The sequence below is a fragment of the Prosthecobacter vanneervenii genome, assembly GCF_014203095.1.
Taxonomy (GTDB): Bacteria; Verrucomicrobiota; Verrucomicrobiia; order Verrucomicrobiales; family Verrucomicrobiaceae; genus Prosthecobacter; species Prosthecobacter vanneervenii.
Genome location: NZ_JACHIG010000001.1, coordinates 275,588 through 301,006 on the forward strand (window position 1 = coordinate 275,588; position 25,419 = coordinate 301,006).

The window sequence follows — 25,419 nt, forward strand, 5'->3', positions numbered from 1 at the left end:
GCTTGTTCCCTCTCTCCTACTTTATGCTGCGTGCCCCTGCACCATCCCGCCGGAAGCTCCGGCACATCCTCGCTGCCATGTCTCTCGGCACCTGCGGTCTGCTGCGCGCCGAGCCTGCCGCCAGCCGTGAGCCTGCTCTGCCCCTGCCGCTTTTGGCAGAGGCCACGACGGCCACACCTGGGGTGAAAAACGCCGCCGCCGCTGCGGCTGGTCCGGCCCCTGCGCCAGCACCTGCCGCTCCATCCGCCCCTGCTGCCACGGATCTGCTGCCAGCCGCTGGCACAGCCAGCCCGCGCCCGCCGGCCTCCCTTTCTGAAAACGTCACCATCAATCTGATCAACCGCCTCGTGCAGCGTGGCGCGCTGACGCAGCAGGATGCGGCGGACCTTATCCGCCTGGCTGAGCAAGATGCCCAGATAGCCCGCAGCCAGGCGCAGACGCTGGGAGAGGTGCAGGCCGCCGTGCAACAGCAGGCCGCCGCCGCACCACCTGTGGCTGAGGATGAATACCGTGTGACCTACGTGCCCGAGACGGTGAAGGACCAGATCCGCGACCAGCTGCGTGATGAGGTGCTGGCCCAGGCCAAGAGGGACAACTGGGCTGCGCCCAATGAGATCCCGGAGTGGACCAAGCGCTTCAAACTCTTTGGCGACATCCGCACCCAATACCAGGGCTACTACTTTCCTACTGGCAATGATGTCACCGGCGTGTTCCCGAACTTTGCCGGGATCAATGCAGGATTGCCATACAACATCGGTACCAACAATCCCGTTCCACCACCATATCTGAACGTGGACCAGAACCGCAACCGCTACCTGATGCGTGCGCGCCTTGGTTTTGACATTCAGCTGGAAGACGGATTCTCCGCAGGTTTCCGTGTTGCCACTGGCCAGACCAACACGCCCGTCTCCACCAATCAGGCGGTCGGTGCCGTGGGTGGACTTGGCTCGAATGTCGGCACAGGCGGCAATTTCAGCCTCGATTCCGTCTGGCTGGACCGCGGGTTCATCAAATATCAGACCAGTGCGGACCCGAATAACAACATGTCCTTCTTCTTTGGTCGCTTTGACAATCCTTTCGCCACCAGCAGCGAGCTGATGTGGGATGAAGACGTGGGCTTTGACGGCATCGCCGTAAAGGCACGCTACCAGCCCGCAGAGGGGGGCACCACCTTCTATGCCACCGGAGGAGCCTTCCCGATCTTCAACACGGACCTGAACTTCCCCAACAACTCCGCCAGCAAGCAAAGCAGCACGGACAAGTATCTGTATGCAGCGCAGGTGGGTGCTGAGTTTAAACCCACGAAGCACATCGAGGCCAAGCTGGGGGCGGCCTATTACTACTTCCAGAATGTGTCTGGAAAGCTCTCCACACCGATGCTCACGCCAAATGCAAACGTCGTGGGCAGCACGGACAACCGTCGCCCATCCTTTGCCCAGAAGGGGAACACGTACATGGCGCTGCGTAATATCACAAAAGATGCTTCGAACAACAATGGCACCATCGACCAGTATCAGTATTACGGCCTGGCTTCCTCCTTCCAGAATCTGGCCTTCACCGGTCGTGTGGACTTCAACTACTATCAAACGCTGCAAGTCTCTCTGCTCGGCGAGTATGTGGACAACCTGGCGTTCAGCAAATCCACCATCAATGCTCTGGCGGTGAACAACCGCGACGGTGGCACGGGCAGCTTCAATGGCAGCGGCACCGCGTGGTTCCTCGGCATGCGTGCCGGACGCCCCGCACTTCAGGAGCGCGGCGACTGGTTCACCATGCTGAGCTACCGCTACATCGGCTCGGACTCCGTGATCGACGCCTTCAATGATTCCAACTTCGGTGGCGGTGGCACCAACATGCAGGGTTACACCCTCGCAGCTGCCATGGCCATCTCCAAATCCGCACGCCTTGGCATCAGCTGGATGAGCGCCAATCAGATCACCGGCCCCACCTTCAAGGCAGACGTCTTCATGTTTGACCTCTCCGTCCGCTTCTAATCATGAACATTCCCACCCCCAAGACCATCCTGACCTGTGCGCTGTTTGCCGCCTGCGCCGTCACCACCCACGCTGCTGAGGAAGCGGACCCTGCCATGGCTGTGCTCAAGCGCATGCGTGAGCAATTGCGCACGGTGATGCTTCAGCAGCAGAAGACTGAAGCAGACCGCGCCGCACTCCAGGCAGAGAAGACCACGCTGGAGGAGAAAAACGCCGAGCTGACGAAAAAGCTGGAGGCGCTGACCAAGCTGAACGCCACTGAGCGCACCACTGCAGAAAAGACCATCACCGATCTAAAGGAGAAAAACGAGGAGCAGTCCGCCGAGATGCTGCGCCTCAATGAATCCCTGGCCAAGTGGAAAGCAGGCTACCAGAAGATGGAAGACACCGCACGCGCCAAAGAGGCTGAGCGTGCCAAACTGGCCGACAAGCTGGTTTTGCAGGATCGTCGAGTGGCAGACTACCGCCGCAAAAACGAGGAGCTCTACAAAGCCGGTACTGAAGTGCTGAACCGGTACGAAAGCTTCAGCCTCGGGGACGCACTGACTGCACGCGAGCCCTTCACCCGCCTTACGCGCGTGAAGATGGAAAATCTGGTGCAGGAGTATCAGGACAAGCTCACTGACAACAAGATCAAGCCCGAGGATGCCAAGCCTGCCCCGGCGGCAGCGGCGGCAGCGGCGGCCGCTCTGGCAGGGAAGGCCAAAGCCAAACCATGACCAAGTCTGTTTCAATCCCGGCCCTGCTGCTGCTCCTGTGCGTCTCTCTTTCCGCGCAGGAGACGGAGGTGCTGGGACGTGCCGGTGGGGTGGAGGTGAGCGTAGATCAGATCCGGCCTGCGCTCGCAGGCCTTACTGAGCAGGAGATCGCCGCGTTGAGCGGAGATGCCGCAGGGCTCAACAAGCTGGTGCGCTCCCTCATCATCCAGCGTGCCGTGCTGCAAGAGGCTCTGGCCAAAAAATGGAACGAGCAGCCCGAGGTGGCCGAGCGCGCACGTCATGCGGCGGATGCGGCTATTGCAGATTCCTACCTGAAGCATGTGGCGCGTCCACCCGAGAGCTATCCTACGGAGGCGGAGCTGCGCAGTGAATATGAGGCACGCCGCACAGCGCTCATGGTGCCGCAGTCGTTTCGCATAGCTCAGATTTACATCGCCGATCCACGGGGACAGGACAAGGCCAGTGCTGCCAAGGCCCGCGAGAGGCTGGACAAGGTGCGTGCTCTGGTTCGCGCTCCAGGTGCGGATTTTGCCGAGATCGCCCGTGACCACAGCGAGGAGCGCGAGAGCGCGGCCCGTGGAGGAGAGATCGGCTGGCTGACTGAGAAGCAGATCCAACCTGAGATCTTTGCCAAGCTGCCCGAGCTGAAATTCAATGTGGCCTCCGAGGCGCTGCGCCTGGACGATGGCTGGCATTTCATCAAGGTGCTGGATGCGCGCCAGCCCTTCACTCCACCGCTGGAGCAGATCAAGGCGGAGCTCACACGCCAGCTGCGTGCGGAGCGCAGCCGGGTGCTCACGCAGACTTATCTGACGGAATTGTTGCAAAAAGACCCCCTCGTTATCAACGAGCTCGCGCTGTCTAAGCTGCTGCCTGCGGCTGCTCCATCAGGGGCAGCCACCAAACCCTGATCTGATTTTTCATGTCCTTGTCCTCATCACGCCGCCGTCGTGCGCCGGGGGAGTTTTCCCTTCTGCACCGCGCCACCGCCTTGATCGCTGCTTTCACTCTGCTGCCGGGGCCGATCCCGGTGGCTTTCGCCGTTGATATCCTTCGTCATGGCATCAGTGCCGCTGCAGGAACCTCCGCCTCTCAGACGAGCAGCAGCGGCGCTGGCTCCGGCAGCAGCGCTGACAGCACCGCCGCTGCACGTCAGGATGCTGCAGACGCCATCACGCGTACAGACACTGCCATCCAGGCGGTGCAGGCCATGCAAAATGCCGCACACGCACTGGCGCTGACGGTGCCGACGAACAATCTCGGGCCCAATCCGAACGCACCAGGCACACTGCCTGACGTTCCCGATGGTCTGGCAGCAGGTGGCCTGGTGCTCAGCGGCACGCCTGCCGGTGCCAGCTCTCCCACGCAGACCACCAGCGGTGGAAATACCACGGTGAACATCGTGCAAAGTCAGCAGCAGGCCTTCATCAACTGGTCCAGCTTCAATGTAGGTAAACACACCACGCTGAACTTTGACCAAAGCGCAGGCGGCAGCAGCGTGGGGCAGTGGATCGCATTCAACAAGGTCACTGACCCGACGGGTAATCCCTCACAGATACTGGGTTCCATCACCGCGCAGGGGCAGGTGTATGTGATCAATCAAAACGGCATCATCTTTGGCGGCTCCAGCCAGGTGAATGTGAACACGCTTGTGGCCTCCACGCTGCCGATCAATGACAACCTCGTCAGCAGCGGCCTGCTGAATCAGACGGATGTGCAGTTCCTCTTCTCGGCTCTGCCGCAGGCGGCAGGTGCGAATGGTACGCCGGCCACCACGCCGCCGCCGGTGCTCACCCCCAGCGGCAACAATGGTGACATCACCGTTCAGGCGGGCGCGCAGCTCACCAGCCCTTCGGTTTCAGGCTCAGGTGGACGCATTGCGCTCATTGCTCCGAATGTCACCAACAACGGCAGCATCTCCACACCGGATGGCCAGACAATCATCGCGGGTGGTCTGCAGGTGGGCTTCACCGCGCACAGCAGCAGCGATCCCAGCCTGCGTGGTCTTGATGTGTATGTGGGCAGTGTGGGCAGCTATGGCGGCACAGTCACAAATACAGGGATCATCAATGCACCTCGTGGCAATGTGACGATGACGGGCAAAGAAGTGAACCAGAATGGCGTCATCACCAGCACCACCTCTGTGGCGCTCAACGGGCGCATCGACCTCAATGCGTCTTATGATGCACTAAGCAACGCCCAGTATAACATCCTTCAGTATGCAGATTCCCCGGCATTTCTTTACCGTTCCAGCGGCACCGTGAGCGTGGGGACTGGTGCAGTGACCCGGATTCTGCCAGAATGGGCCTCCACAGAAACCGTGGTGGGCACTCAACTGGCGCTGGTTTCGCAGGTGAATGTGACCGGCAAATCTGTCTATTTCGGCGGTGGATCCACTCTGCTGGCTCCCAATGCCAAGGTCGGCGTGAGCGCAGGCATCTGGGATTATCTGGCCACTGTGGATAATGTTCAGCCCGGAACGTCTACTTTCACTGCTTCCGGGGGGCAGATCTATGTGGACTCCGGAGCCATGCTGAATGTGGCCGGCTCCACAGATGTGTACTCCTCCGTGAGCAAATACATTCTTACGGTGCAACTGCGAAGCAACGAGCTTGCGAACTCTCCGCTGCAACGCACAGGCGTGCTTAACAACCAGACCGTGACGGTGGACCTGAGGAACACGGGCACATATAATGGCAGGGTGTGGTATGGGACTCCGCTTGCCGATCTGGCAGGGTATGTGGGCGTCATTCAGCGCACAGTGGGTGAGCTCACCACAGCGGGTGGCTCCATCTCCCTGAACGCAGGTGGTTCAGTAGTGGTGCAGCCTTCGGCAAAGCTGGATGTTTCCGGCGGCTGGATTAATTACCAGGGGGCTCAGGTGCAGACGACACAACTCGTTTACAACGGGCAGATCATCAACATTGCCACCGCGACGCCAGATCTGGTTTACAGCGGCATCTATACCGGCCAGACGACCACCACACAGTCAGCCTTTGGCGCCAGCAGCACCACGACCTCCCTTTTCGGTCTGAACAACACCTTCCAGCCTGGCTACCTCCAGGGGGGCAATGGTGGCAGCCTGAGCATCTCGGCACCAGCCATGGCACTGGACGGCGGGATGTATGGCTACACGGTTTCCGGACCCATACAGCGCAGCAGCCCGGCCACGGCATCAAGCCTGAATGTGACCATGCAGTCTCAGCAAGGCACTACGCCCTACACGGTTGTTTATCCTTCCGGTGTTACTGTCTATTTGCGACCGGGAGGGACGCAGTCTGCTGTGGCCCCCTTTGCAGTGGACGCTGCAGACATGCCGCTGGCCACGCTGAGCACCAGCCGTGCTACGGAGGTGAATCTCTCTCCGGAGCTTGCCAGCACCTTCGGGTTTGGAAGGCTGACGATTTCCAATCCGAATGGCAACATCGTCCTGCCTGCCGGTTCTGCTCTTGATGCAGGAGCATTTGGTTCCGTGATTCTGAAGGCGGCCAATCTTGACATTGAAGGCTCTATTTTCGCCGCGAGCGGCACCATTACGCTGACAGCCTATGATATTGCTCCAGACCTGGTGCTGGACTCAAATCTTGGCTTGCCCGCAATGGATCCCACCCGTGGCCACATCACACTGGGGAGCACTGCTGTGCTGGCGGTGAACGGTCAGATTGTCGATCAGCGCAGTGAGGATGGTTTGAATGCGGTGGTGGCCACTCAAGGGGGCAGCATCAAACTGGATGGCATGACGGTGAGTCTGGCGGCAGGTGGCTTGCTTGATGTTTCGGGTGGTGTTTTGGTGAGCAATGCAGCGGTGGTGAGCTACGGCAGCGGCGGCACTTTGACGGTCAAATCCGGACAAGACGCGACCTATGCTGGTGTCGTGGGAGGTGGTCTGACGCTTGGGGCCATGATGCGTGGTTTCTCCGGCAGCACGGGTGGAACGCTGAATCTCCAGGCACCTGTTATCCAGGTAGGCGGCGCTACAGCTGATCCAAGTGCCATTGTGCTTGATCCTTCATTTCTCAGTCAAAGCGGATTCAATACCTTCAAGCTCACGGGCCTCGGCGAGCTCACGGGCACGACTGATGTATTTACGACCGCCGTGCGCATCACTTCAGGGACTGTGATTGCACCTGTGGTGCAGAATTATGTCGCACTACTGACTGGGGGCTCCGTGACTTTAACACCGCAGACTCTGGCCATGGGCGTCCGCCAGCCGGTCAAACTGGACTTTGAGGCTCCGGGCGTTGTTGACGGACTGCTCGGGAAGCTGGAGATCCGCGGTGAGATCATCATGGAGAGCGGGGCTGTCATCCAGACAGATCCTCTGGGAAGTGTGACTTTCAATGGTGGCACGGTGGCGATCTTTGGCAGCGTGTCAGCACCTGGCGGTACCATCACGGTGACCGGCGAGAGCAAGTATCCCGACATCAATCCGAATACGATAGGCTTGATCACGGTAGATCTGGCTTCTGGCAGCAGTCTCTCGACAGCAGGAACCTTGCTGTTGACGCCAAGTGCGTACGGTTTGCGCAAAGGCCATGTGCTCGGCGGTGGTACCATCACCATCAGTGGAAACATAGCCGCCGAAGCCGGTGCAGTGCTGGACGCCTCCGGTGCCAGCGGTGTGCTGGACCTCACACCTCTGGAGGCTGGCCAGTCCGCCAGCAATTCCCTGACCAATGGCACGGCCAGCGGTTTGATCTCGGTGGCCACCCGGATCGACAGCAGCGGCGGCACCATTTCCTTCAAAGGTTCTGAAATGCTCTTTCTGGACGCCGCGCTGAGTGCCCACAGAGGAGGTGCCACTGCGGAAGGTGGCACGCTGCTCGTTTCGTCGGGTCGTTTTTACAACAACGTCGTGCCCAAACCCGACGATCTCACCATCGTAGTGACGCAGAACACGGCCTCCATCCCCACGCCGCTGTACACTGCTGGAGGCAATGCCACAGGCAAAGCTGTCAGGACCGCAGGCGGTGCCTTGGTGGAGCAGATGGGGTATTTTCAGGCAGATACTTTTCAAAACGGCGGCTTTGATGCGCTGACAATCTCCGGCAATGTCCAGTTCTCCGGCCCGATTAGCTTGAATGCACCGGCCAGCCTGAGCATTGGCAGTGGTGGTGTGATCACCACAGACAGCACAGTAAGCCTGAGTGCGCCCTATGTGGATCTGGGCATGGCATTTCGTGCGCCGATACAATCCCAGCAGCCGGAGATCCAGCCATACCTTGTGGCCGGAAGCCCCTATTATGTGGCACCTACCTATGGCACTGGCAGCTTGAATGTCTCCGCCAGCATGATCGATGTGGGAAATCTGGTCCTCAAGAACACAGGGGCGCTCAACCTCACTGCCGCAAACGGGGATATCCGTGGAAATGGCACTCTCAATGTGGCGGGTAATATCACATTGACCGCCGGTCAGGTCTATGCGCCCACGGCGGTCAATTTTATGATCGCGGCGTATGATTACACCACTGGCGGCGGGCTGCAAAATGGCACAGTGACCTTTGTGTCCTCGGGATTGAGAAACCTGCCTATCTCGGCAGGCAGCACGCTGAGCGTTTACGCCAGCATCATCAATCAGGGCGGAACTATTGTCGCGCCGGCAGGAACCATCAATCTGGGATGGGACGGCACAGGCACCACGCCGCAGGATCTGCTGTCCGGTGCAGGGGCGGTTGTTGGTCGAAGCATTCCTATCACAAAAAATCTGAACCTTCTTTCCGGCAGCCGTACTTCAGTGTCACAGATTGATCCCATCACCGGCCAGGGGGTGGTGATTCCGTACGGCTACAGTTCGGATGGCACTACCTGGATTGATCCCAAAGGAGTGGACATCTCTGGCGGCGGGCTGCCAGTGAAGCTGGTGAACACAGCGGCTCTCAACATTGCTGTGCAGAATGGTGCGCTGGTGGACTTGCGCGGGGGAGGAGATCTGTATGCCTATCGTTGGGTGAGCGGTACCGGAGGCACCGTGGACATTCTGGCCAGCCAGGGAAGCTTTGCAGTGCTGCCGGGCTATGCTTTTGGATATGCTCCTTTTGCTTCGTTTAACAACACCTCTTCTTCGCTGAATCTTGCTTCCGGAGAGTCTGGTTACACAAACGGCACCCTGAGTGTGGGAGACCGCGTGTATCTGGCGGGTGGCAGCGGACTGGCTGCGGGTGTTTACACCCTGCTGCCAGCGCGTTTCGCACTGCTTGCAGGGGCCTATCTGGTTACACCCAAGTCCGGAGAGCCACTGGGCTCTGCGCTTCAGCCTGATGGCGCTTCCCTTGTCTCCGGCTATCAGTTCAACGGGCTGAATGCCGGCGTGCAGCCCTCCATGCTTTATTCCAGCTTTGAGGTGGCTCCGGCCTCTGTGGTGAGCACGCGTGCCCAATACACTGGGTACAACGCCAGCACGTATCTTCAGTCCCGTGCGCAGACGCTCAATTTGAGTGTGCCGCTGTTGCCGCAGGATGCGGGCAGCTTTGTGCTGGAGTCTTTGCAAACCCTGTCCTTCAGCGGGCAGTTGCTGGCTGCAGGAGGCACGACTGGTCGTGGCGCTGAGATTGATATCAGCAGTCCGTCGGACATCCTCATCGCCACCGCTGGAACAAGTGCTACGCCCGGTGTGCTCGTGTTGGACGCTGCGCAGCTCAGCAGCTTTGGTGCAGAGAGCTTGCTTATTGGCGGGCAGCGCACCACCACCACGGCAGGCACGCAGGTGAGTGTGCGTACTGGCAGCATCACGGTGGGGAACTCATCCGCTTCAACGCTTAGCATGCCGGAGCTGATTCTGGTGGCAAATGGCAGCATCACGGTGAATGCGGGAGCCTCGATCTCCCAGAGTGGCAGCATGCGCGCTTCCGCTGATACGCTGCGCATCGGTACAGCCTCCAATTCAGGCAGCGGGGAAGGGGTGCTGCTGCGCGTTTCTGCAGACACTGGGGCGCAGGTGCTGCGTGCCGGTGTCACCTCAGCCACTGCTGCGGCTTTGACCATCGCGGCAGGTGCCTCAATCTCCGGGGCCAGTGTGATCCTGGACTCCACAAATGTCTTGAATCTCAATCCCTCTGCGCTCGTGACTGGCCAGTCGCTGAACATCAACAGCGGGCGGATCAGTGTGCAGCTCAACAATCCAGGCAGTCTTCAGCCGAATCCAGGACTGGTGCTTGCTGGCACCGTGCTGCAAAACCTGCAGCAGGCGAAATCCCTTTCCCTGCTGAGCTATTCCACGATCGACATCTATGGCGTCGGCCAGCTGGGGGCAGCGCAGATGAGTTCTCTGGCATTGCGCGCTGGTGAGATCCGCGGCTTTAACAATAGCAGCAGTGGTGTTAACACCGTCACTCTCACGGCACAGAAGCTCCAGTTGGACAACTTTGCCTCCGCCGCTGCCAGCGGTGCAGTGGCCGCATCCACTGGCAGCCTGGTGCTGAATGCGCTGGACACAATGACCATCGGCGCAAATACGCTGCAGTTGAACCAATTCAACGGCGTCAGCGCCACTGCGAGCAACGGGATCATCTTCCAGGGGACGGGCGGCCTGGTTGTTAGCGGAGACTTCAGCGCTGTTGCACCGGTGATCACAGCGGCTGGATTTGCCAGCCAGTCACTCACCGCCACAGGAGCTCTCACATTCACCAGCAGCGCGGCAGCGGGTACGCTTGCCACAGGTGGCTTGGGGGCCAGCCTGACCCTCACGGGAGGCACGGTTGCAACAGGTGCGGATATCGAACTGGCCAGCGGGAATCTCACGGTGAAGTCCACCACCGGCGACACCACCGTGACCGGCACGCTCAATGTCGGGGGAACGGCGCAGACCTTCTTTGACCAGGTGAAATACACTGACGCGGGCAAGGTTACACTGATCTCAGCCACTGGGAATGTGAACCTGCTGGCAGGCAGCATGCTAAACATCTCCGCCAATTCATTGGGGGGCGATGCGGGCACTCTGACTGTCACCACTGCATCTGGCACGTTGAATCTGGGTGGCACCATCAGCGGCACTGCGCCGCAAGGGCAGTCTGGTTCCTTTGTGCTGACAGCGGGCTCGCTGCCGAGCCTGGGCGTGCTGAACAACACGCTCAACAGCGCTGGGCTCAACAACTCCCGCAGCATACGCGTGCTGGGCGGCGACGTGGCGGTGGATGGCTACGCAGACTCTCACACTTTTAATCTCTCTGCTGACCAAGGCAGCATCGTCGTCAGCGGCGCCATTGATGCCTCGGGCACCACGGGCGGCAGTATCCTGCTGGCTGCTTCTGGCAGCATTGTGCTCAGTGCGGGCCAGACACAAGCCACCACTGCAGACGCCAGCGGCAATGTCATCACGCTGGGCAGTGCCACAGGTGTGAGTGTGGGACAGGCGGTAACCGGCGTGAACGTGCCCTCCGGCACCTACGTTACAGCGGTGAATGGCACCCAGATCACACTGAACCGTGCGGTGACTTCCACGGTGCCAGCCAGCACCACGCTGACCTTTGGAGGAAGGCTGACAGCTGCGGCAGCCACTTTTGACAGCGCCGGCAAAGGCGGAAACATTTCTCTGATGGCCGGGTCTGAGCGCAATGGTGTCATCAACACATCCGCCGTGCTGGACCTGCGCAGCGGCACGCAGATCGATCTTTCCGTGGCAGGAAACATCCCCTCGAGCAAGCTGAATGTAACGGCCAATGTGGCCACAAACGTGGCGGCCAATCTTGGTGGCTACGACACCATCACTTCGACACAAGCTGGCGTGATCACGCTGACCAACGGACAGACAGTCGCGCTGGCGGCCAATACGCCAACGAGTGTCATTGGGGCCAAAACCGTGACGCTTTCCAGCAATGGCAGCGTGTCTTTTGCCGGCAGTTCGGCCTGGGGCCTCTACACTGGCACGCTGCAACTGCGCGCGCCGCAGAATGCCAGTGCAAACAACCTGCAGATGAACGCCATCAATGCGCAGATCTCTGGAGCCTCCCTGATCACGGCTGAAGGGTACAAGATCTTCACGCCCGCCAGCGGCACGCTGAATGCCACGGTGCTTTCCACCATCACCACCAACGCCACCACCTTCACCGGTAATACGGCCACGATCACAAATGCGCTCTTTGCCTCCAACCCGGACGCGGCGGCTCTGAGGTCTGTTTTCTATCTCCTGCCAGGAGCCGAGGTGCTGAACCTTACAGGCAACCTGACGCTGGGCACCGCCACTTCCACCATTAGCGCAGACTGGAACCTGGCTGGTGCACGCTTTGGACCCAGCAGTGTGCCGGGCATCCTGACCATGCGTGCTGCAGGAAACCTGGTCTTTTTCAACAGCTTGAATGATGGTTTCGCCACCGGTGCCTACAATGCCACCATGAGCGCGCTGAATGCCACGCTGCCCACCAATCTCCAGTCCTGGTCCTATCGTCTGGCATCGGGGTCGGATTTCACCGCAGTGGACTTCCACCAAGTGGTCCCGCAGACAATCACCGGCATCGCTGCCACGACGGGATCTCTCATGCTGGGACGCAATGCAGGGGCTGCTGCCTCGACCAATCCTGGAAGTTCCATCAACACAAACTCTGTAGTCAATCCCACCACCACTACGGGTAGATTTCAGGTCATCCGCACCGGCACAGGCAGCATTGAAATAGCCACTGGCGGGGATGTTCAGTTCCTCAACCAGTTTGCCAGCATCTACACAGCAGGTGCGCAGGTAGCCAACAGCACGATGGCTGGCACCTTCAATGTACCTCGTCCAAACATGAGCGGATCACCTGTCGGTGGTCTGGGGGCCGTTCTTGAGACCACACGTTATCCAGCCCAGTTTACGATGGGAGGCGGGAATGTGAATGTGAATGCCCAAGGCAGCATCATCCAGCTGACCAAGGATACGAGTGGCAACACCATCGCCGACTCCAAGCGCAGCATGCCGACAAACTGGCTCTTCCGACGCGGGGCTGTGGATCCGACCACAGGCGTGTTTGCGCGCTCAAGGTATGATCAAAGCAGCAACCCGGATGTGGCTTCGACATCGTGGTGGGTGGATTTTGCGAACTTCTTCGAAAACTTTGGCGCATTGGGGGGCGGTAACATCACATTGGTGGCCGGGCGTGATGTGTCGAATGTGAATGCCGTCATCCCCACAAATGCGCGCATGCAGGGAACAGACACGTCAGGAAACCCTATCGCACCAAATGCAGCCAATATGGTCGAACTGGGGGGCGGCAGCCTGCTGGTGCAGTCTGGGCGCAACATCGACGGCGGTGTCTACTATGTGGAACGAGGCACAGGCACCCTGAATGCTGGGGCCTCCATCGTGACAAACAGCACCCGCTCTCCTTCGCTGGGCATTCTTTCTTCCTTCAGCAATCCGTCCGTGCTGGCCTCGGACACCTGGCTGCCCACCACGCTTTTTGTTGGCAAGAGCAAATTCAGCGTGAAGGCAGTGGGAGATGTGCTGCTCGGTCCGGTGGCCAATCCTTTCCTGCTGCCACAGGGCTATAACAACTCCTATTGGTACAAGACCTACTTCTCCACTTACTCTGTGGACAGCGGCGTGAGCGTCTCCTCCCTGGCCGGGGATGTGACACTGAGGCAGAGCGTCACATTGCCATCTGTGGGGGCTGTGCCGCCAGCGCTGCCAATGCTTGAGGCCTGGTTCATGACCCAGCTCCTGCTAAGCAGTTCCAAAGGAGCCAATGGCGGCCTGACAAGCTCCAATTACCAGCCTTGGCTGAAACTGGACGAGGACGACGTGAGCCCTTTTAACACGGCCTTCACAGTCATGCCCGGCACGCTGAATGTCACGGCTTTCACCGGCAGCCTGAATGTGGTAGGCACGATGAATCTTTCCCCTTCTCCTACAGGGACTTTGGATTTGCTGGTGGCCGGATCTGTCAACGGTCTCAGCCAGACTGGCGTGGTGACGCTCAATAATGTGGAGACGAGTGTGTGGAATGCCGGGTGGATCAATCTTTCTGATGCCGATCCTTCCGCCCTGATCGGAATCACCACCCCATTCGCCTATCAGACGCTTCTGACCTCCCCCAGTTCCACTCTGGCCAACACCACACAGTCGCTTTTCCTTCAGAAGCGGCTGGATGCCTACTTTAACGAAACAGGCTCCACCAGTGGCAGCGCCGCAGTGCTGCAGACAAAGCAGGCGCTGCACGCCCCAGGACTGCTGCATGCCACAGATACCAAACCGGCGCGTATTTATGCCAAGTCCGGATCCATCAACGGATTCACCTTCTTTTCCGCCAAGTCAGCACAGGTCATCAGCGGGCAGGACATCGCAGATGTCTCCCTTTATCTTCAGAACAACCGTGCCACAGATCTTTCGATTGTGGCGGCTGGCCGCGACATCATCCCCTATAATGCGAGCACGCCGCTCCGTGTGCTGGCGCTGAGTGCAGGAAATATCACCGGCCTGGGCGAGAAGCCTCAGGCAGGCGACATCCAGATCAACGGTCCTGGTGCGCTGGAAGTGCTCTCAGGCCGGAATCTGGACCTCGGGGTGGGCTCCAATAATGCGGATGGCACCGGAGTGGGCATCACCAGCATTGGCAATGGACGCAATCCTTACCTGCCTTTTGCGGGAGCTGACATCGTGGCAGCTGCGGGCCTGGGTGGAGCGGCGGTGGGCATCAGCAATGCCAGCAGCCTTAACTTCACCAACTTCATCAACAGCTTTGGCACCAGCCCGGCTGGTTCTCGTTACCTGACGGAGCTAGCAGAGGCGCTGGGCGTGCCTTCCATCAATCTGAACAGCCCCACTCTCACGGCAGACCAGAAGAGCCGCTATGCACTGGCTCTCTTCTATCTCGTGCTGCGGGATGCTGGCCGCGACCACAACAACCCTGACAGCCCGAACTACAAAACCTACGACGCGGGCTTCCAGGCCATCTCTGCTCTCTTCCCAGCCACAACCTACACGGGCACGATTAACACGCAGTCCCGCGACATCCGCACCAAGAGCGGTGGAGACATCTCTCTCCTGGCACCGGGCGGCGGCCTGCAGCTCTCACCCACGGCCATCGGCACTCAGCTGGCACCTCCTGGTATCATTACAGAAGCGGGTGGCGGTATTAACATTTTTGCCAACAAGAGTGTGGATATAGGCATCTCTCGTATCTTCACGCTGAAGGGTGGCGATATCACCATCTGGTCCTCCACAGGCAACATCGCAGCGGGTTCCTCTGCTAAGACGGTGCAGTCCGCACCGCCTACGCGCGTGATTATCGATCCGCAGAGCGCCAGCGTGAGCACGGATCTCGCGGGTCTGGCCACAGGCGGTGGTATCGGTGCGCTGGCTACCATCGCCAACATCAAGCCTGCCAACATTGACCTCATCGCGCCGGTGGGTGCGGTGGATGCTGGAGACGCCGGCATCCGCGCCACGGGGAATCTGAACATCGCCGCCACGGTAGTGCTGAACTCCAGCAACATCCAGGTGGCGGGCAGCACCTCCGGAGCTCCAAGTGCACCAAGTGTGGCCGCGCCCAACATCAGCGGTCTTTCCAGCGCAGCATCCAGCACCGCAGCCACCAGCAATGTGGCCGCTCAGCAGCAGCAACAACAGCAGCAAACCGGCACTCAGCAGGAGGACACTCCTTCCATCATTACCGTGGAGGTGCTGGGCTACGGCGGCGGCAGTGGCGATGATGATGAAAAGAAGCGCAACCAGCCCGGCGAGTAGTTTCTGAGACGTTTCTCCCACGCACCCATTCGCAAACATGGCCTTTCACTACAGCCCCTCCACACAGTCTCAGGTGCCGGATCAGCCCCGGCCTCCGGCGCGGATCGGCAAGTTTACCTGGCTTGTGATGGGCAGCTTTTTCATGCTGGTGGTGCTGCTGGTGGCGTGGCATCCGGTAAAGGATGCGCTCAAGACGGCCTGGGGCCGCCAGTATGCGAAGGAGGCGCAGGCCGCGCTTTCAGGCAATGACATTACAGGTGCTCTGCCTCGTATCATCGACGCACGCCGCTGGGCGCCTGAGGACGTGGAAGTGATCAAGGTGGTGGTGGAGTTTCTCAAAACCACCCGCACAGACCCCGCCACGCTGGCACAGCAGCTCAAGCTGCTCTCCAGCAAGCAGCCCCTGACGGAGGAGCAGGAGGCCCTGCTGGGAGAGAGCTTGCTGGCGGCACGGAAGACTGTCGAGGCCCGCGCAGTCTATGAGCGTATGGAAGCCTCTGGAAAGACAGGCGCTGCACGCATGGACCTGCTGTCCAAGCTCCTTTCTGCGGAAGGACACGCGGAAGAGGCGGCGGAGATCTCCCGCCGCTCCATGCGCAGCCAGGCGGAAACCTCCCCGGAGGCCAGGCTGCAGCGCGCCATGGAGGACCGCAGCCATTCCTTTCCTGAGGTGCGCCGCGCCGCCTACGCGGAGCTGTGGGAAATGGCAGCACAGGATTCTCAGGTGGCCATGCAGGCCATGCTCCAGCTCTCGCGGGACCCTGAACTCAGCATTGCAGAAGCCCGACGCCTGCAGGAGATGGTGGACAAACATCCACACCGCAGTCTCAGCAGCCACCTGGCCATCGTCTCCGCTCTCTTGCGGTTGCAGCCGGAACAACGTGTGGCCATTCTGGATGCCGAGACAGCGAGATTTAAGGAAGAAAAAGAGGGCAATCTTACCGACTTTGCACGCTGGCTGGCGGAGCAGGGGCAGCACGCACGTCTGCTCAAGCTCCTTCCGCAGGACATCGCCATCCGCTCCCGTGATCTTTACTCCATCATGGCAGATGCACTGGTGGCGGAGGGGCGCTGGAAGGATCTGCACGAAATGCTCACCTCTCACCGTCCGCCGGTTTCCGCGGCCCTGGCAGGAGTGTGGCTGGCGGAGGTGGAGAGCCACCTGCAGCCAGACCTCAAGGAAACCACACGGCTGCTGCAAAACAGCATCGACGTGGCCAAAAAAGATGTGAATCCCGCGCCGCTGATCGCCGCAGGTGTGGTGGCGGAAAAGCTGAACCTTCTGGATATTGCCGTGGATGCCTACCGTGCGGCGGCCATGGATGACACGGATAGCTCCATCAAGCTGCTGCAAAAAGCTGCTGAGCTGGCGCAGTTGCAGAAGGTTCCGGCCACCATGCTTGCCATTGCGCGCAGATTGCAGGACCTGCGGCCTACCAGCGCCGTCTTTGCCGAGCGCTGCACCTACCTGCGACTTGTGCTGGGCCTCGAACTCGAGCTGGCAGGTGTGCAGACAGGCGCTGCCGCAGGTGCCGATGGGCTGGACTCCAAACAAACGCAGCCTGAGCTGCTGCGCGCCCTCGCGGCCTATCGCTTTGGCGACAAACAGGCACTGGCCACCAGCTTGAAGGCCTTGGGAGAGCCCGCGCGCCTGCCGCCAGGCCAGCGCGCGGTGGCTGCGGGTTTGCTGGCTCTCTCCGGCAAAAACGAGCAGGCCTACCAGATCGCGGAGCGTGTTCCGGAGGTGCTGCTACTGGATGAAGAGCGCCAGTTCCTCCAGCGGGCCAAGTGAGCGCAGCCACCTCCTGCGTAAAAAGGATGCCAGCCTTCTCGGATGATGGTAATGTGCGGGTCATCTTGCATGACCTTGGGAGGCGATCCGCCTGCCGATTTTGCATGATATGACTGTTTTTTTCATGCTGCTTAGGAAGTTCCTCACCTTACTGCTGCTACTGACGGGCCCTCTTTCCACGGTTGCCCGTGCGGAGGAGTCTGCTGCCTTTACGCCCCCGCGAGCCTACCCGGTGGAGCGTTACGAGGCTGGCTGGAACAAGAACCCTTTCACGCTCAAGACGGTCGCGCCCCACGCTCCCAATGGGGAGTTTGCCGCAGATCTGGCCATCGGTGCATTCTACGGCTCGGCGTCCAATCCTACGGTGGTGCTGGTCAATACCAAGACCCGAGAGCGCATCCTGCTGCGCAGGGACCAGCCTGCATCCACCGGAATGACGTTGAAGTCCCTCAAACTGGATGCCCCGCGCAGCGAGTGCCAGGTGGAGGTGGCGCTGGGCGCGGAAAGCGCGGTGATCAAGTATGATGCAAACTACATCGCGCAGATGGCAGCTGCAGAGACAGCACGAGGCGGCGCGGTGAATTCCGCAGCCGGTGTCCGTCCACCAGTCATGCCTCCAATGCCAGCAAAGGCACCCAGACGCCCGGCTGGCGTGCAGCCGGTGCGTGTATCCAATCAGGGTGCCATGACTCCCATCATGCCCATGCCTGAAGCTCCGCAGCGATAAGGTCTTAGTGGGCGGTCAGAGCTGGAAAATGATCTATTTCAGCGCTGCCAGAACCAAATCAAGGTGCTCGTCTGGTTTCACCTTTTCCAGGATGGCGGCTATCTTGCCGTCAGCGTCGATGACGAAGGTGCTGCGCTCGGTGCCCATGTAGGTTTTGCCATACATGCTTTTTTCCACCCAGACGCCATAGGCTTCGACGATGCGCTGGTCTTCATCGGCTATGAGCGGGAAGGGCAGGGTGTATTTGTCGATGAACTTAGCGTGGCGCTTGATGGAGTCGATACTGACGCCAAAAACCTGCGCTTTTTTGGAGATCTGCGACCAGCCGTCGCGCAGGCCGCATGCCTGCTTGGTGCAGCCAGGGGTGTCGTCCTTGGGGTAGAAGTACAGCACCACTGGGCGGCCGCGCAGCTGGCTGAGGGTGACCGTGTCGCCACTCTGATAGCTGCCTCCTACGACGGGGGCGGTGAAGTCGGGGGCGGGGGTGTGCAGGGCGGGCTTGCTCATGGGGGTGTGGTAGTGGGGTGGCCGTGATTACGATTGAAGTCGCTTCATGGGGCGCAAAAAGTGTGCAGGCCGCTTTCTGGGCTGGTACACCGGGAAGGCCCGAGATGCCAATCTGGTCCGTCGAACTGTGGAGGCGGCCTTTTGTTTCATTCCGCTTTTTCCTTCGCAACCCCATTTTTGCGCATGCACTTGCTGGATTTGGTCGTTAATCTTGCCTCCCCAACCGCATGTCCAAGAATCTCAGCGCACTCTCTTTCCGCAAAGGTGTTGAAAAAAACGTCTTTGAACGCATGGTCGATGCCGCCGACAAAGCCGGCACGGCTGAAAAGAACGACATCGTGCACCAGATGGGGCAGGATCACCTCTTTGGAGATGCCATCACGCTTGGCGCGGTCAGCTTTTACGACTTTCTAAAAAAGGAAAACGAGGGCAAGAAGGTCTTTCTCTGCAATGGCAGCGCCTGCCTCTGCGCCGGCACCCAGGACAAGCTGCACCACACCCTGGAGTCTCATTTCAAAAAGGAGGAGATCGGCCACATCTGCTGCCTGGGCCGCTGCCATGAAGGCGGTGCCTTCCAGTATCAGGGCAAAAACTACTCCGGCCAGAGCGATGCCGCCGTGGCCGACCTGGTCAAAACAGGCAAGGGCGACTCCGAGGACCGCTATGCCGTCGTGTCCCATCTGCAGCCCGCCATTCTCACCGCTGAGTTTCCCGGCATTGATGCGTACTACGAGCCCTTTAAAAAGCTCATTGCCAATGGCGACCGCGATGCCCTCGGTGCTGATCTCAAGGACAGTGGCCTGCGTGGGCGTGGTGGTGCGGGCTTCCCGCTGCATTTCAAATGGGCCAGCTGCCGCGCGGCCTCAGGCCCGGTGAAATACATCGTCTGCAATGCCGATGAGGGGGATCCCGGTGCCTACATCGACAAATACCTCATGGAAAAGCAGCCGCACAGCGTGCTGCTGGGCATGATGGTGGCAGGCTGGTACGCCGGTGCGGAGACGGGCATCCTCTACATCCGCGCCGAGTATCCAGACTCCATCACCATCGTGAACGAAGCCATCGAAGACCTCCGCTCCGCGGGGCTGCTGGGGAATGATATCCTCGGCACCGGCTTCAACTTCATGCTCAAGACCATCAAGGGCGCAGGTGCCTACATCTGCGGAGAGGAGACCGCTCTGCTGGCCAGCATCGAAGGCCAGCGCCCCGAGGTGCGCACACGCCCGCCTTTCCCCACCATTGAAGGCCTCTTCCGCAAGCCGACGATCGTCAACAACGTGGAGACGCTGGCAAACATCCGCGCCATCCTCACCCTCGGTGGCAAAGGATACGCCAAGATCGGCACGCCGCAGTCCACCGGCCCCAAGCTGGTCTCGCTCGACTCCTGGTTTGTGAAGCCGGGCATCTACGAAGTCGCCATGGGCACGCCGCTGCAGACGATCATCGACCTCGCCGGCGGTTTCAAAACCAAGGTCAAGGCCCTCCAGATCGGCGGCCCGCTCGGCGGCATCGTGCCGATGAGCCACGTGGGCAAGCTCACGATGGACTTTGAATCCTTCAAATACGGAGGCTTCATGAAAGGCCACGCCGGCATCGTCAGCATTCCGGAGTCGATGCCCATGATCGAGTACATCCAGCATCTCTTCCAGTTCACGGCGGACGAGAGCTGCGGCAAGTGCTTCCCCTGCCGTCTTGGCAGCACACGTGGCAAGGAGCTCATTGCCAAAGCCCGCACCGACAGCGGTTTCAAGATCGATCGCGAACTCATCACCGACCTCCTCGACACCATGGAGCAGACAAGCCTCTGCGCCCTCGGCGGTGGCGTGCCTCTGCCCATCAAGAACGCCCTGCAGCATTTCGGTGAAGAGCTGAAGGGATACTTTGCGGATTAAGGATTCAGCCTTGGCGAAGCATGCCATAAGCTGGGGCAGAGTTTATCATCTCTGGTTGTGCAGATGGGGCGGGGGCGTTTTTGCTTGCAGCTTCCAATCAGCACGGCCGGGACGACTATCTTGCTTTCTCCAATCCCCGGTACACCCCAAAATCATTGAAGAAAAACTTCTTCGCCAGCCAGTACATCCAGTGCTTTTCGGGAACTTCCTCGCCTTCGCGCCACTGGCTGGTTCTTGGCGTCATGGATTCGATCTCGGCCATGGCGGTCTGGCGGATGGTGGAGTCTTTGGCGGTGTGTTTATTGACCACGGCTTTCACGAGGTCCGGGCGCTCCAGGACGATGCAGCCGCGGGTGTTTTGGGCGGCGATGCTGCGGAAGTCTCGGAGGAATTCTGAGCCGGTGAAGACGTCATAGAGATCGCGCTCGGTGCGGACGCTTTCCTTGGCGAACTGGATGATGGGGCAGGGCTCGATGGCACCGGTGGGGCTGATGTGGTGGCTGATGCCGTTGGCCATGGGGCAGAGAGCCTGGCCGTTGTGATCGTAGTAGGCGTCCACGATGGCGATGGGCAGCTTGGCCCGCATGTTGACGACGAATTTGCGCACCTGGGTGATCTGATCGGGCGTGAGTGCGAGCTCGGCGCTGATTTTGGGGCCGACGGGTCGGTAGGTGTGATACCAGGCATAGTGCACACCCATGTCGATGAGGCGGCGCAGCCAGCTCTCGGTCAGGAGGTCGTCGATATTGGTCTTGCACAGGCTGGTGGCCACGCCAGTGAGCACGCGGGCGTCCAGGCAGTTTTGCAGGCCACGCAGGGTACGGGTCAGGACGTCCTTGTTGCCCCGGCGCTGGTTGCTGACGATTTCGGTGCCTTCGATACTGACGAGGGGGGTGATGTTTCCCAGCTTGCGCATGTTTTCAGCAGCCTTGGCGGTGATCATCTGCCCGTTGGTAAAGACCTGGAAGTAGGCATCCGGGTGCATGGCCAGAAAGTCGAAGAGCTCCGGGTGCATGAAGGGCTCGCCGCCCAGGATGCCAAAGAAGGCATTGCCGCGCCGTTTGGCGTCGTTCACGATCTTGTTCAGCTCATCCAGCTTCAGGGATTCGCGCGGTTTGTCCACGTCCACCCAGCAGCCCTGACAGCGGAGGTTGCAGGAGTTGAGGATGGAGATGTAGAAGAACGGCGGGAAAAACTGGCCCTGCTTCATGCGCTGCTTGTGCAGCATGACGGAGCGCGCGCCTTTGTAACCGAAATTCCACCCGATTTTCGCGAGGCATAGGGGATCGACGGTTTGAAGGATGCGGGAGGTCAGCGAGAAGATCATGGAGGGAAAATGGGGAAGGGGGCAGTCCGGAGGTCAAAGTCCGGGGGGGGAGAGGTGATTTTACACCGCAGAGTTGGGAACGCCGCAGAGATTTGTTTTGTTGAATTTTTTCCATTCTTTTCCGCTCCTGCTGCCGGGTCGGGAATAGTTGCAGGCGGCGTTAAACTTCCATTGGCTTCCCCCCGGGGCTTCGTTAGTCTGAACGGGTGAGTTACCAAGTTTTTGCCCGTAAATACCGACCCAAGACGTTTGCCGATGTGCTCGGCCAGGAACATGTCGTGCGCACGCTGCGCAATGCCATCGCCCAGCAGCGTCTGGCGCATGCCTACCTCTTTGTGGGGCCGCGCGGCACCGGCAAGACCTCCACGGCACGTATTTTTGCCAAGGCCCTGTGCAGCAAAAACGGCCCCAGCATCGACTTTGACCCCGAGGACGAGCTGAGCCTGGAGATCGCCGAAGGGCGCTGCATGGACGTGCTGGAGATCGACGGCGCCAGCAACAATGGCGTGGAGCAGGTGCGTGAGTTGCGAGACAACGTCAAATACGCCCCCACCCGCTGCCGCTACAAGATCTACTACATCGACGAGGTGCACATGCTCACCACGGGCGCCTTCAATGCGCTGCTCAAGACCCTGGAGGAGCCGCCGGAGCACGTGAAGTTCATCTTTGCCACTACGGAGCCCAACAAGATCCTGCCCACCATCATCAGCCGCTGCCAGCGCTTTGACCTGCGCCGCATCCCGAATGCGATCATTGCCAAGCACCTGCTGCATATCGCCAGCCTGGAGAATGTGGACTTGGACGAAAAAGCAGCTTTCGCCATTGGCAAGGGGGCCGAGGGCGGCATGCGTGATGCGCAGTCCATGCTGGACCAGCTCGTGGCCTTCTGTGGCGACAAAATCACCGAGCAAGACGTGCTGGATGTTTTTGGCTTCACCTCTGGCGAGTCCGTGGCCGCCCTGGCGCGGCACATTCTAGAAAGCGACACCGTGAGCGCCCTGCGCGCGGTTTATGAGCAGAACGAGGCGGGCAAGGAGCTGGGCCGCTTCTTGGCGGATCTCATACAACATTTCCGCACGCTGCTGGTGCATCAGGCAGACCCCGAGGCCGCCACGGAAGATCTGAGCCCTGAGCTGTCTCAGGAGGTGGCAGCCCAGGCGGAAATGGCCACCACCGAGCAGCTCCTGCGTGTGGTGGATGGCCTGGCCGATGTGGATGCCCGCATGCGCTGGGCCAGCAACAAGCGCCTGCACTTTGAGCTGGGCGTCATCGCCGCCGTGCAGAGCCTGAATGAGGTGGCCATCAGCGATGTGATTGCTGCACTGGACTCTGGTAGCGCCGAGGGGCTCTCCCGCCCTCAGCCTGCGCCGCGTACACAGAGTGCTCCACCCCCGATCCGCCGTGCCGCCGAGCCCCTGAGGCCTGCAGCGGCTCCTGTTGTCATCGCTGAGAGGCCGCAGCCTGCTCCGGTACCTGCTGCTCGTGCGCCTGAGCCGATGCTAGCACCTTCAGAGCCCTTGGCCAAGGCCGCACCGCCACCTGCTGAGCCCACACCTGCACCGGCCCCTGTGGTGGCGCGTGCTCCCGAACCTGAGCCCAAACCTGCCCCTGCGCCCGCGCCTGTGGTCAGGGAAGTTCCGCCTCCCGCTGTCGAGCCTGCGGCCTCTGCGATGAGCGAGGAAGAAGTGTGGAAGCGTCTCGTGGCCATTGTGCAGGAGCGCCGCCCACTCATCATTTCCTGGCTGCACTCCGCCACGCTCATGAGCATCACCCGCAATGTGCTGAAGGTGGGCTTCCCTACGAGCGAGGGCTTTGCACGAGACAGCCTCATGCGCCCGGCGCAGCTGAGCTTTCTGGAAAGCGCGGCGCAGGAGATCCTGGGGCAGTCCGTAAAGATCGAGTTTGTGCTGGACCCCAGCCTGAAAGCCCCGGACTTTTCAGAGATGGGTCTCGGGCTTATGGATGATCCGCCGCCTGCTCCGAAACCCGCAGCTGAGCCCAAGCTTGAGGCTAAACCAGCCGCCAAGGTTGAAGCCTCCAAAGCTGAGGCTGTCAAACCCGCCGAGCCAGCCGCTCCCTCCGGTCCGCAGCTTCCTGATGACTTCTACCAAGATCCCCTTATCCAGCAGGCGATGGTGAAGTTTAAGGCCAAGCTGGTGCCGTTGAATTGATAGAGTGCTATTTTGAGCCAAGCTTGGTGCGCAAAAAGCTGGCAATGAGAGCGCCGCTGTCGTTGGATGGCGGCTTTCCCACGCCATGACCTCTGCACCCACCGGCCATCCACGCGGCATCTACACGCTCTTTTTCACCGAAATGTGGGAGCGTTTCAGCTACTACGGCATGCGTGCGCTGCTAGTGCTCTACATGGTCGCGGAGGTGAGGCGCGGAGGCATGGGGCTCACCGACGAAATGGCCGCCGCCATCTACGGGCTGTACACTGCGCTGGTTTACATGACGGCATTGCCCGGCGGCTGGGTGGGGGATCGTCTGCTGGGCGCACGCTCTGCGGTATGGTGGGGCGGTATCATCATCGCCTGCGGCCATGTGGTGCTGGGCATTCACAGCACGCAGTCGTTCTTCATCGGCCTCGTCCTCGTGGCCTTTGGCTCCGGCCTGCTGAAGTCCAACATGAGCGCGCTGGTGGGGCAGCTCTACCCGGAGGGCGGTGCGCGGCGGGACGCGGGATTCACGCTCTTTTACATGGGCATCAATGTGGGCGCTCTGTTTGGCCAGCTCATGTGTGGCTGGCTGGGCGAGCATGTGGGCTGGCGCTGGGGCTTTTCCGCAGCGGCGGTGGGCATGTTTCTCGGGTTGGTGCAGTTCCGCCTCACGGAGCGGCATGTGATGCATATCGGCCTGCGAGCGGATCACGCGGGGCAGAATGTGCAGCGGGAGTGGCGCATGCTCCAGGCAGGGCTGGCGGGTGTGGTGGTGCTCGTGGCGCTGGGAGTCAGCGGCATGGTGCAGATCGATGTGGTGCGCTTTGCTCACTCCACGGCGTGGTTCATTGCGGGCACAGCGGTGCTCTACTTTCTCTGGGCCTTCTTTCTGGCCAGGCTGGAGCCTGCGGAAAAGAAGCGACTCGTGGTCATCCTGGTGCTCTTCCTGGCTTCTGCGCTCTTTTGGGCAGGCTTTGAGCAGGTGGGCTCGTCCTTCAGTATTTTTGCCGAGCGGTACACGCTGCGAAAATTGGGTGGCTGGGAGGTGCCCGCCAGCTGGGTGCAGGCGCTCAATCCGCTCTTCGTCATCGGGGCGGCACCGCTGGTGGCCCTGATGTGGAATGCGCTGGATCGCCGTGGCACCAGCCCCAGCCTGACTACCAAGATGTCCTGGGCGCTGCTCATGCTGGCGCTGGGCTTTGTCGTTGCCGCGTGGGCGGCTGAACGTGCGCTGGCCACGGGGCCGGTGTGGCCCACCTGGCTCATGAGCGTGGTCATCCTGCACACGCTGGGAGAGCTCTTCCTCAGCCCCGTGGGCCTCAGTGCTGTGACCAAGCTCGCTCCTCCTCGCCTCACCGGGCAGATGATGGGCATCTGGTTTCTCGGCAGCTCGCTGGGAGACATCCTGGCAGGTATCCTGGCCGGCGGCGTGACGGGAGACGCCACTGCGCAGATGCCCGCGCGCTTTCTGCATGTGGCCCTCACGGCTGGCATCTCCGGCATCGTGCTGCTCATTCTGGCGCGCTGGATCACCAAGCTGATGCCAGGAATCAAATAAGTGCACCGCAGGTCTTGGTGCTCATTTCAGCACCCTTCCGCCGGAATGATTTTAGCCTCTTGTGCAGTCTGGTCTGGTGAATGAACCACTTC

At 60.3% G+C, this 25,419-nt stretch carries 11 protein-coding genes; 9 read left to right on the top strand and 2 right to left on the bottom strand.

The annotated features are described in order from the left end of the window. Window positions 1-2: 2 nt before the first annotated feature. From HNQ65_RS00980 to HNQ65_RS01005, 6 genes are all read left to right on the top strand, one after another. On the top strand, window positions 3-1,994 hold the full coding sequence (locus HNQ65_RS00980) for a putative porin (protein ID WP_184337480.1): 1,992 nt from the start codon (window positions 3-5) through the stop codon (window positions 1,992-1,994). A gap of 2 nt (window positions 1,995-1,996) precedes the next feature. Continuing rightward, window positions 1,997-2,713 (top strand): phage major capsid protein, encoded by a 717-nt coding sequence (locus HNQ65_RS00985; protein WP_184337482.1) that lies wholly within the window; start codon window positions 1,997-1,999, stop codon window positions 2,711-2,713. Then, window positions 2,710-3,624 carry a peptidylprolyl isomerase gene (locus HNQ65_RS00990; RefSeq protein ID WP_184337484.1) on the top strand — a complete coding sequence of 305 codons (915 nt, stop codon included), beginning with the start codon at window positions 2,710-2,712 and terminating at the stop codon, window positions 3,622-3,624. The genes HNQ65_RS00985 and HNQ65_RS00990 overlap by 4 nt, the downstream gene beginning before the upstream one ends. A gap of 11 nt (window positions 3,625-3,635) precedes the next feature. Continuing rightward, window positions 3,636-15,365 carry a filamentous haemagglutinin family protein gene (locus tag HNQ65_RS00995; protein WP_184337486.1) on the top strand — a complete coding sequence of 3,910 codons (11,730 nt, stop codon included), beginning with the start codon at window positions 3,636-3,638 and terminating at the stop codon, window positions 15,363-15,365. A gap of 37 nt (window positions 15,366-15,402) precedes the next feature. After that, entirely contained in the window at window positions 15,403-17,157 is a 1,755-nt protein-coding gene (locus HNQ65_RS01000; RefSeq protein WP_184337488.1) for a hypothetical protein, read from the top strand. A 109-nt stretch (window positions 17,158-17,266) separates the two neighbouring features. Next, the gene (locus HNQ65_RS01005; protein WP_184337490.1) at window positions 17,267-17,884 is read left to right on the top strand and encodes a hypothetical protein; all 618 of its coding nucleotides are present in this window, start codon (window positions 17,267-17,269) and stop codon (window positions 17,882-17,884) included. Between the two features lie 33 nt (window positions 17,885-17,917). Here HNQ65_RS01005 and bcp read toward each other — a convergent pair whose 3' ends face one another. Continuing rightward, complete coding sequence (bcp, locus tag HNQ65_RS01010) at window positions 17,918-18,391, bottom strand: thioredoxin-dependent thiol peroxidase (protein WP_184337492.1); 474 nt, start codon at window positions 18,389-18,391, stop codon at window positions 17,918-17,920. Between the two features lie 227 nt (window positions 18,392-18,618). Here bcp and HNQ65_RS01015 point away from each other — a divergent pair, with 227 nt between their 5' ends. Further along, complete coding sequence (locus tag HNQ65_RS01015; RefSeq protein WP_184337494.1) at window positions 18,619-20,283, top strand: (2Fe-2S) ferredoxin domain-containing protein; 1,665 nt, start codon at window positions 18,619-18,621, stop codon at window positions 20,281-20,283. A 115-nt stretch (window positions 20,284-20,398) separates the two neighbouring features. Here the strand turns inward: HNQ65_RS01015 and HNQ65_RS01020 are convergent, their stop codons facing one another. Beyond that, the gene (locus tag HNQ65_RS01020) at window positions 20,399-21,610 is read right to left on the bottom strand and encodes a radical SAM/SPASM domain-containing protein (protein ID WP_184337496.1); all 1,212 of its coding nucleotides are present in this window, start codon (window positions 21,608-21,610) and stop codon (window positions 20,399-20,401) included. Between the two features lie 206 nt (window positions 21,611-21,816). Between HNQ65_RS01020 and dnaX the strand changes: the two genes are divergently transcribed. Continuing rightward, window positions 21,817-23,781 carry a DNA polymerase III subunit gamma/tau gene (dnaX, locus tag HNQ65_RS26485; protein ID WP_343076538.1) on the top strand — a complete coding sequence of 655 codons (1,965 nt, stop codon included), beginning with the start codon at window positions 21,817-21,819 and terminating at the stop codon, window positions 23,779-23,781. 85 nt (window positions 23,782-23,866) lie between these two features. Continuing rightward, window positions 23,867-25,327 (top strand): peptide MFS transporter, encoded by a 1,461-nt coding sequence (locus tag HNQ65_RS01030; RefSeq protein ID WP_184337498.1) that lies wholly within the window; start codon window positions 23,867-23,869, stop codon window positions 25,325-25,327. Window positions 25,328-25,419 lie beyond the last annotated feature (92 nt).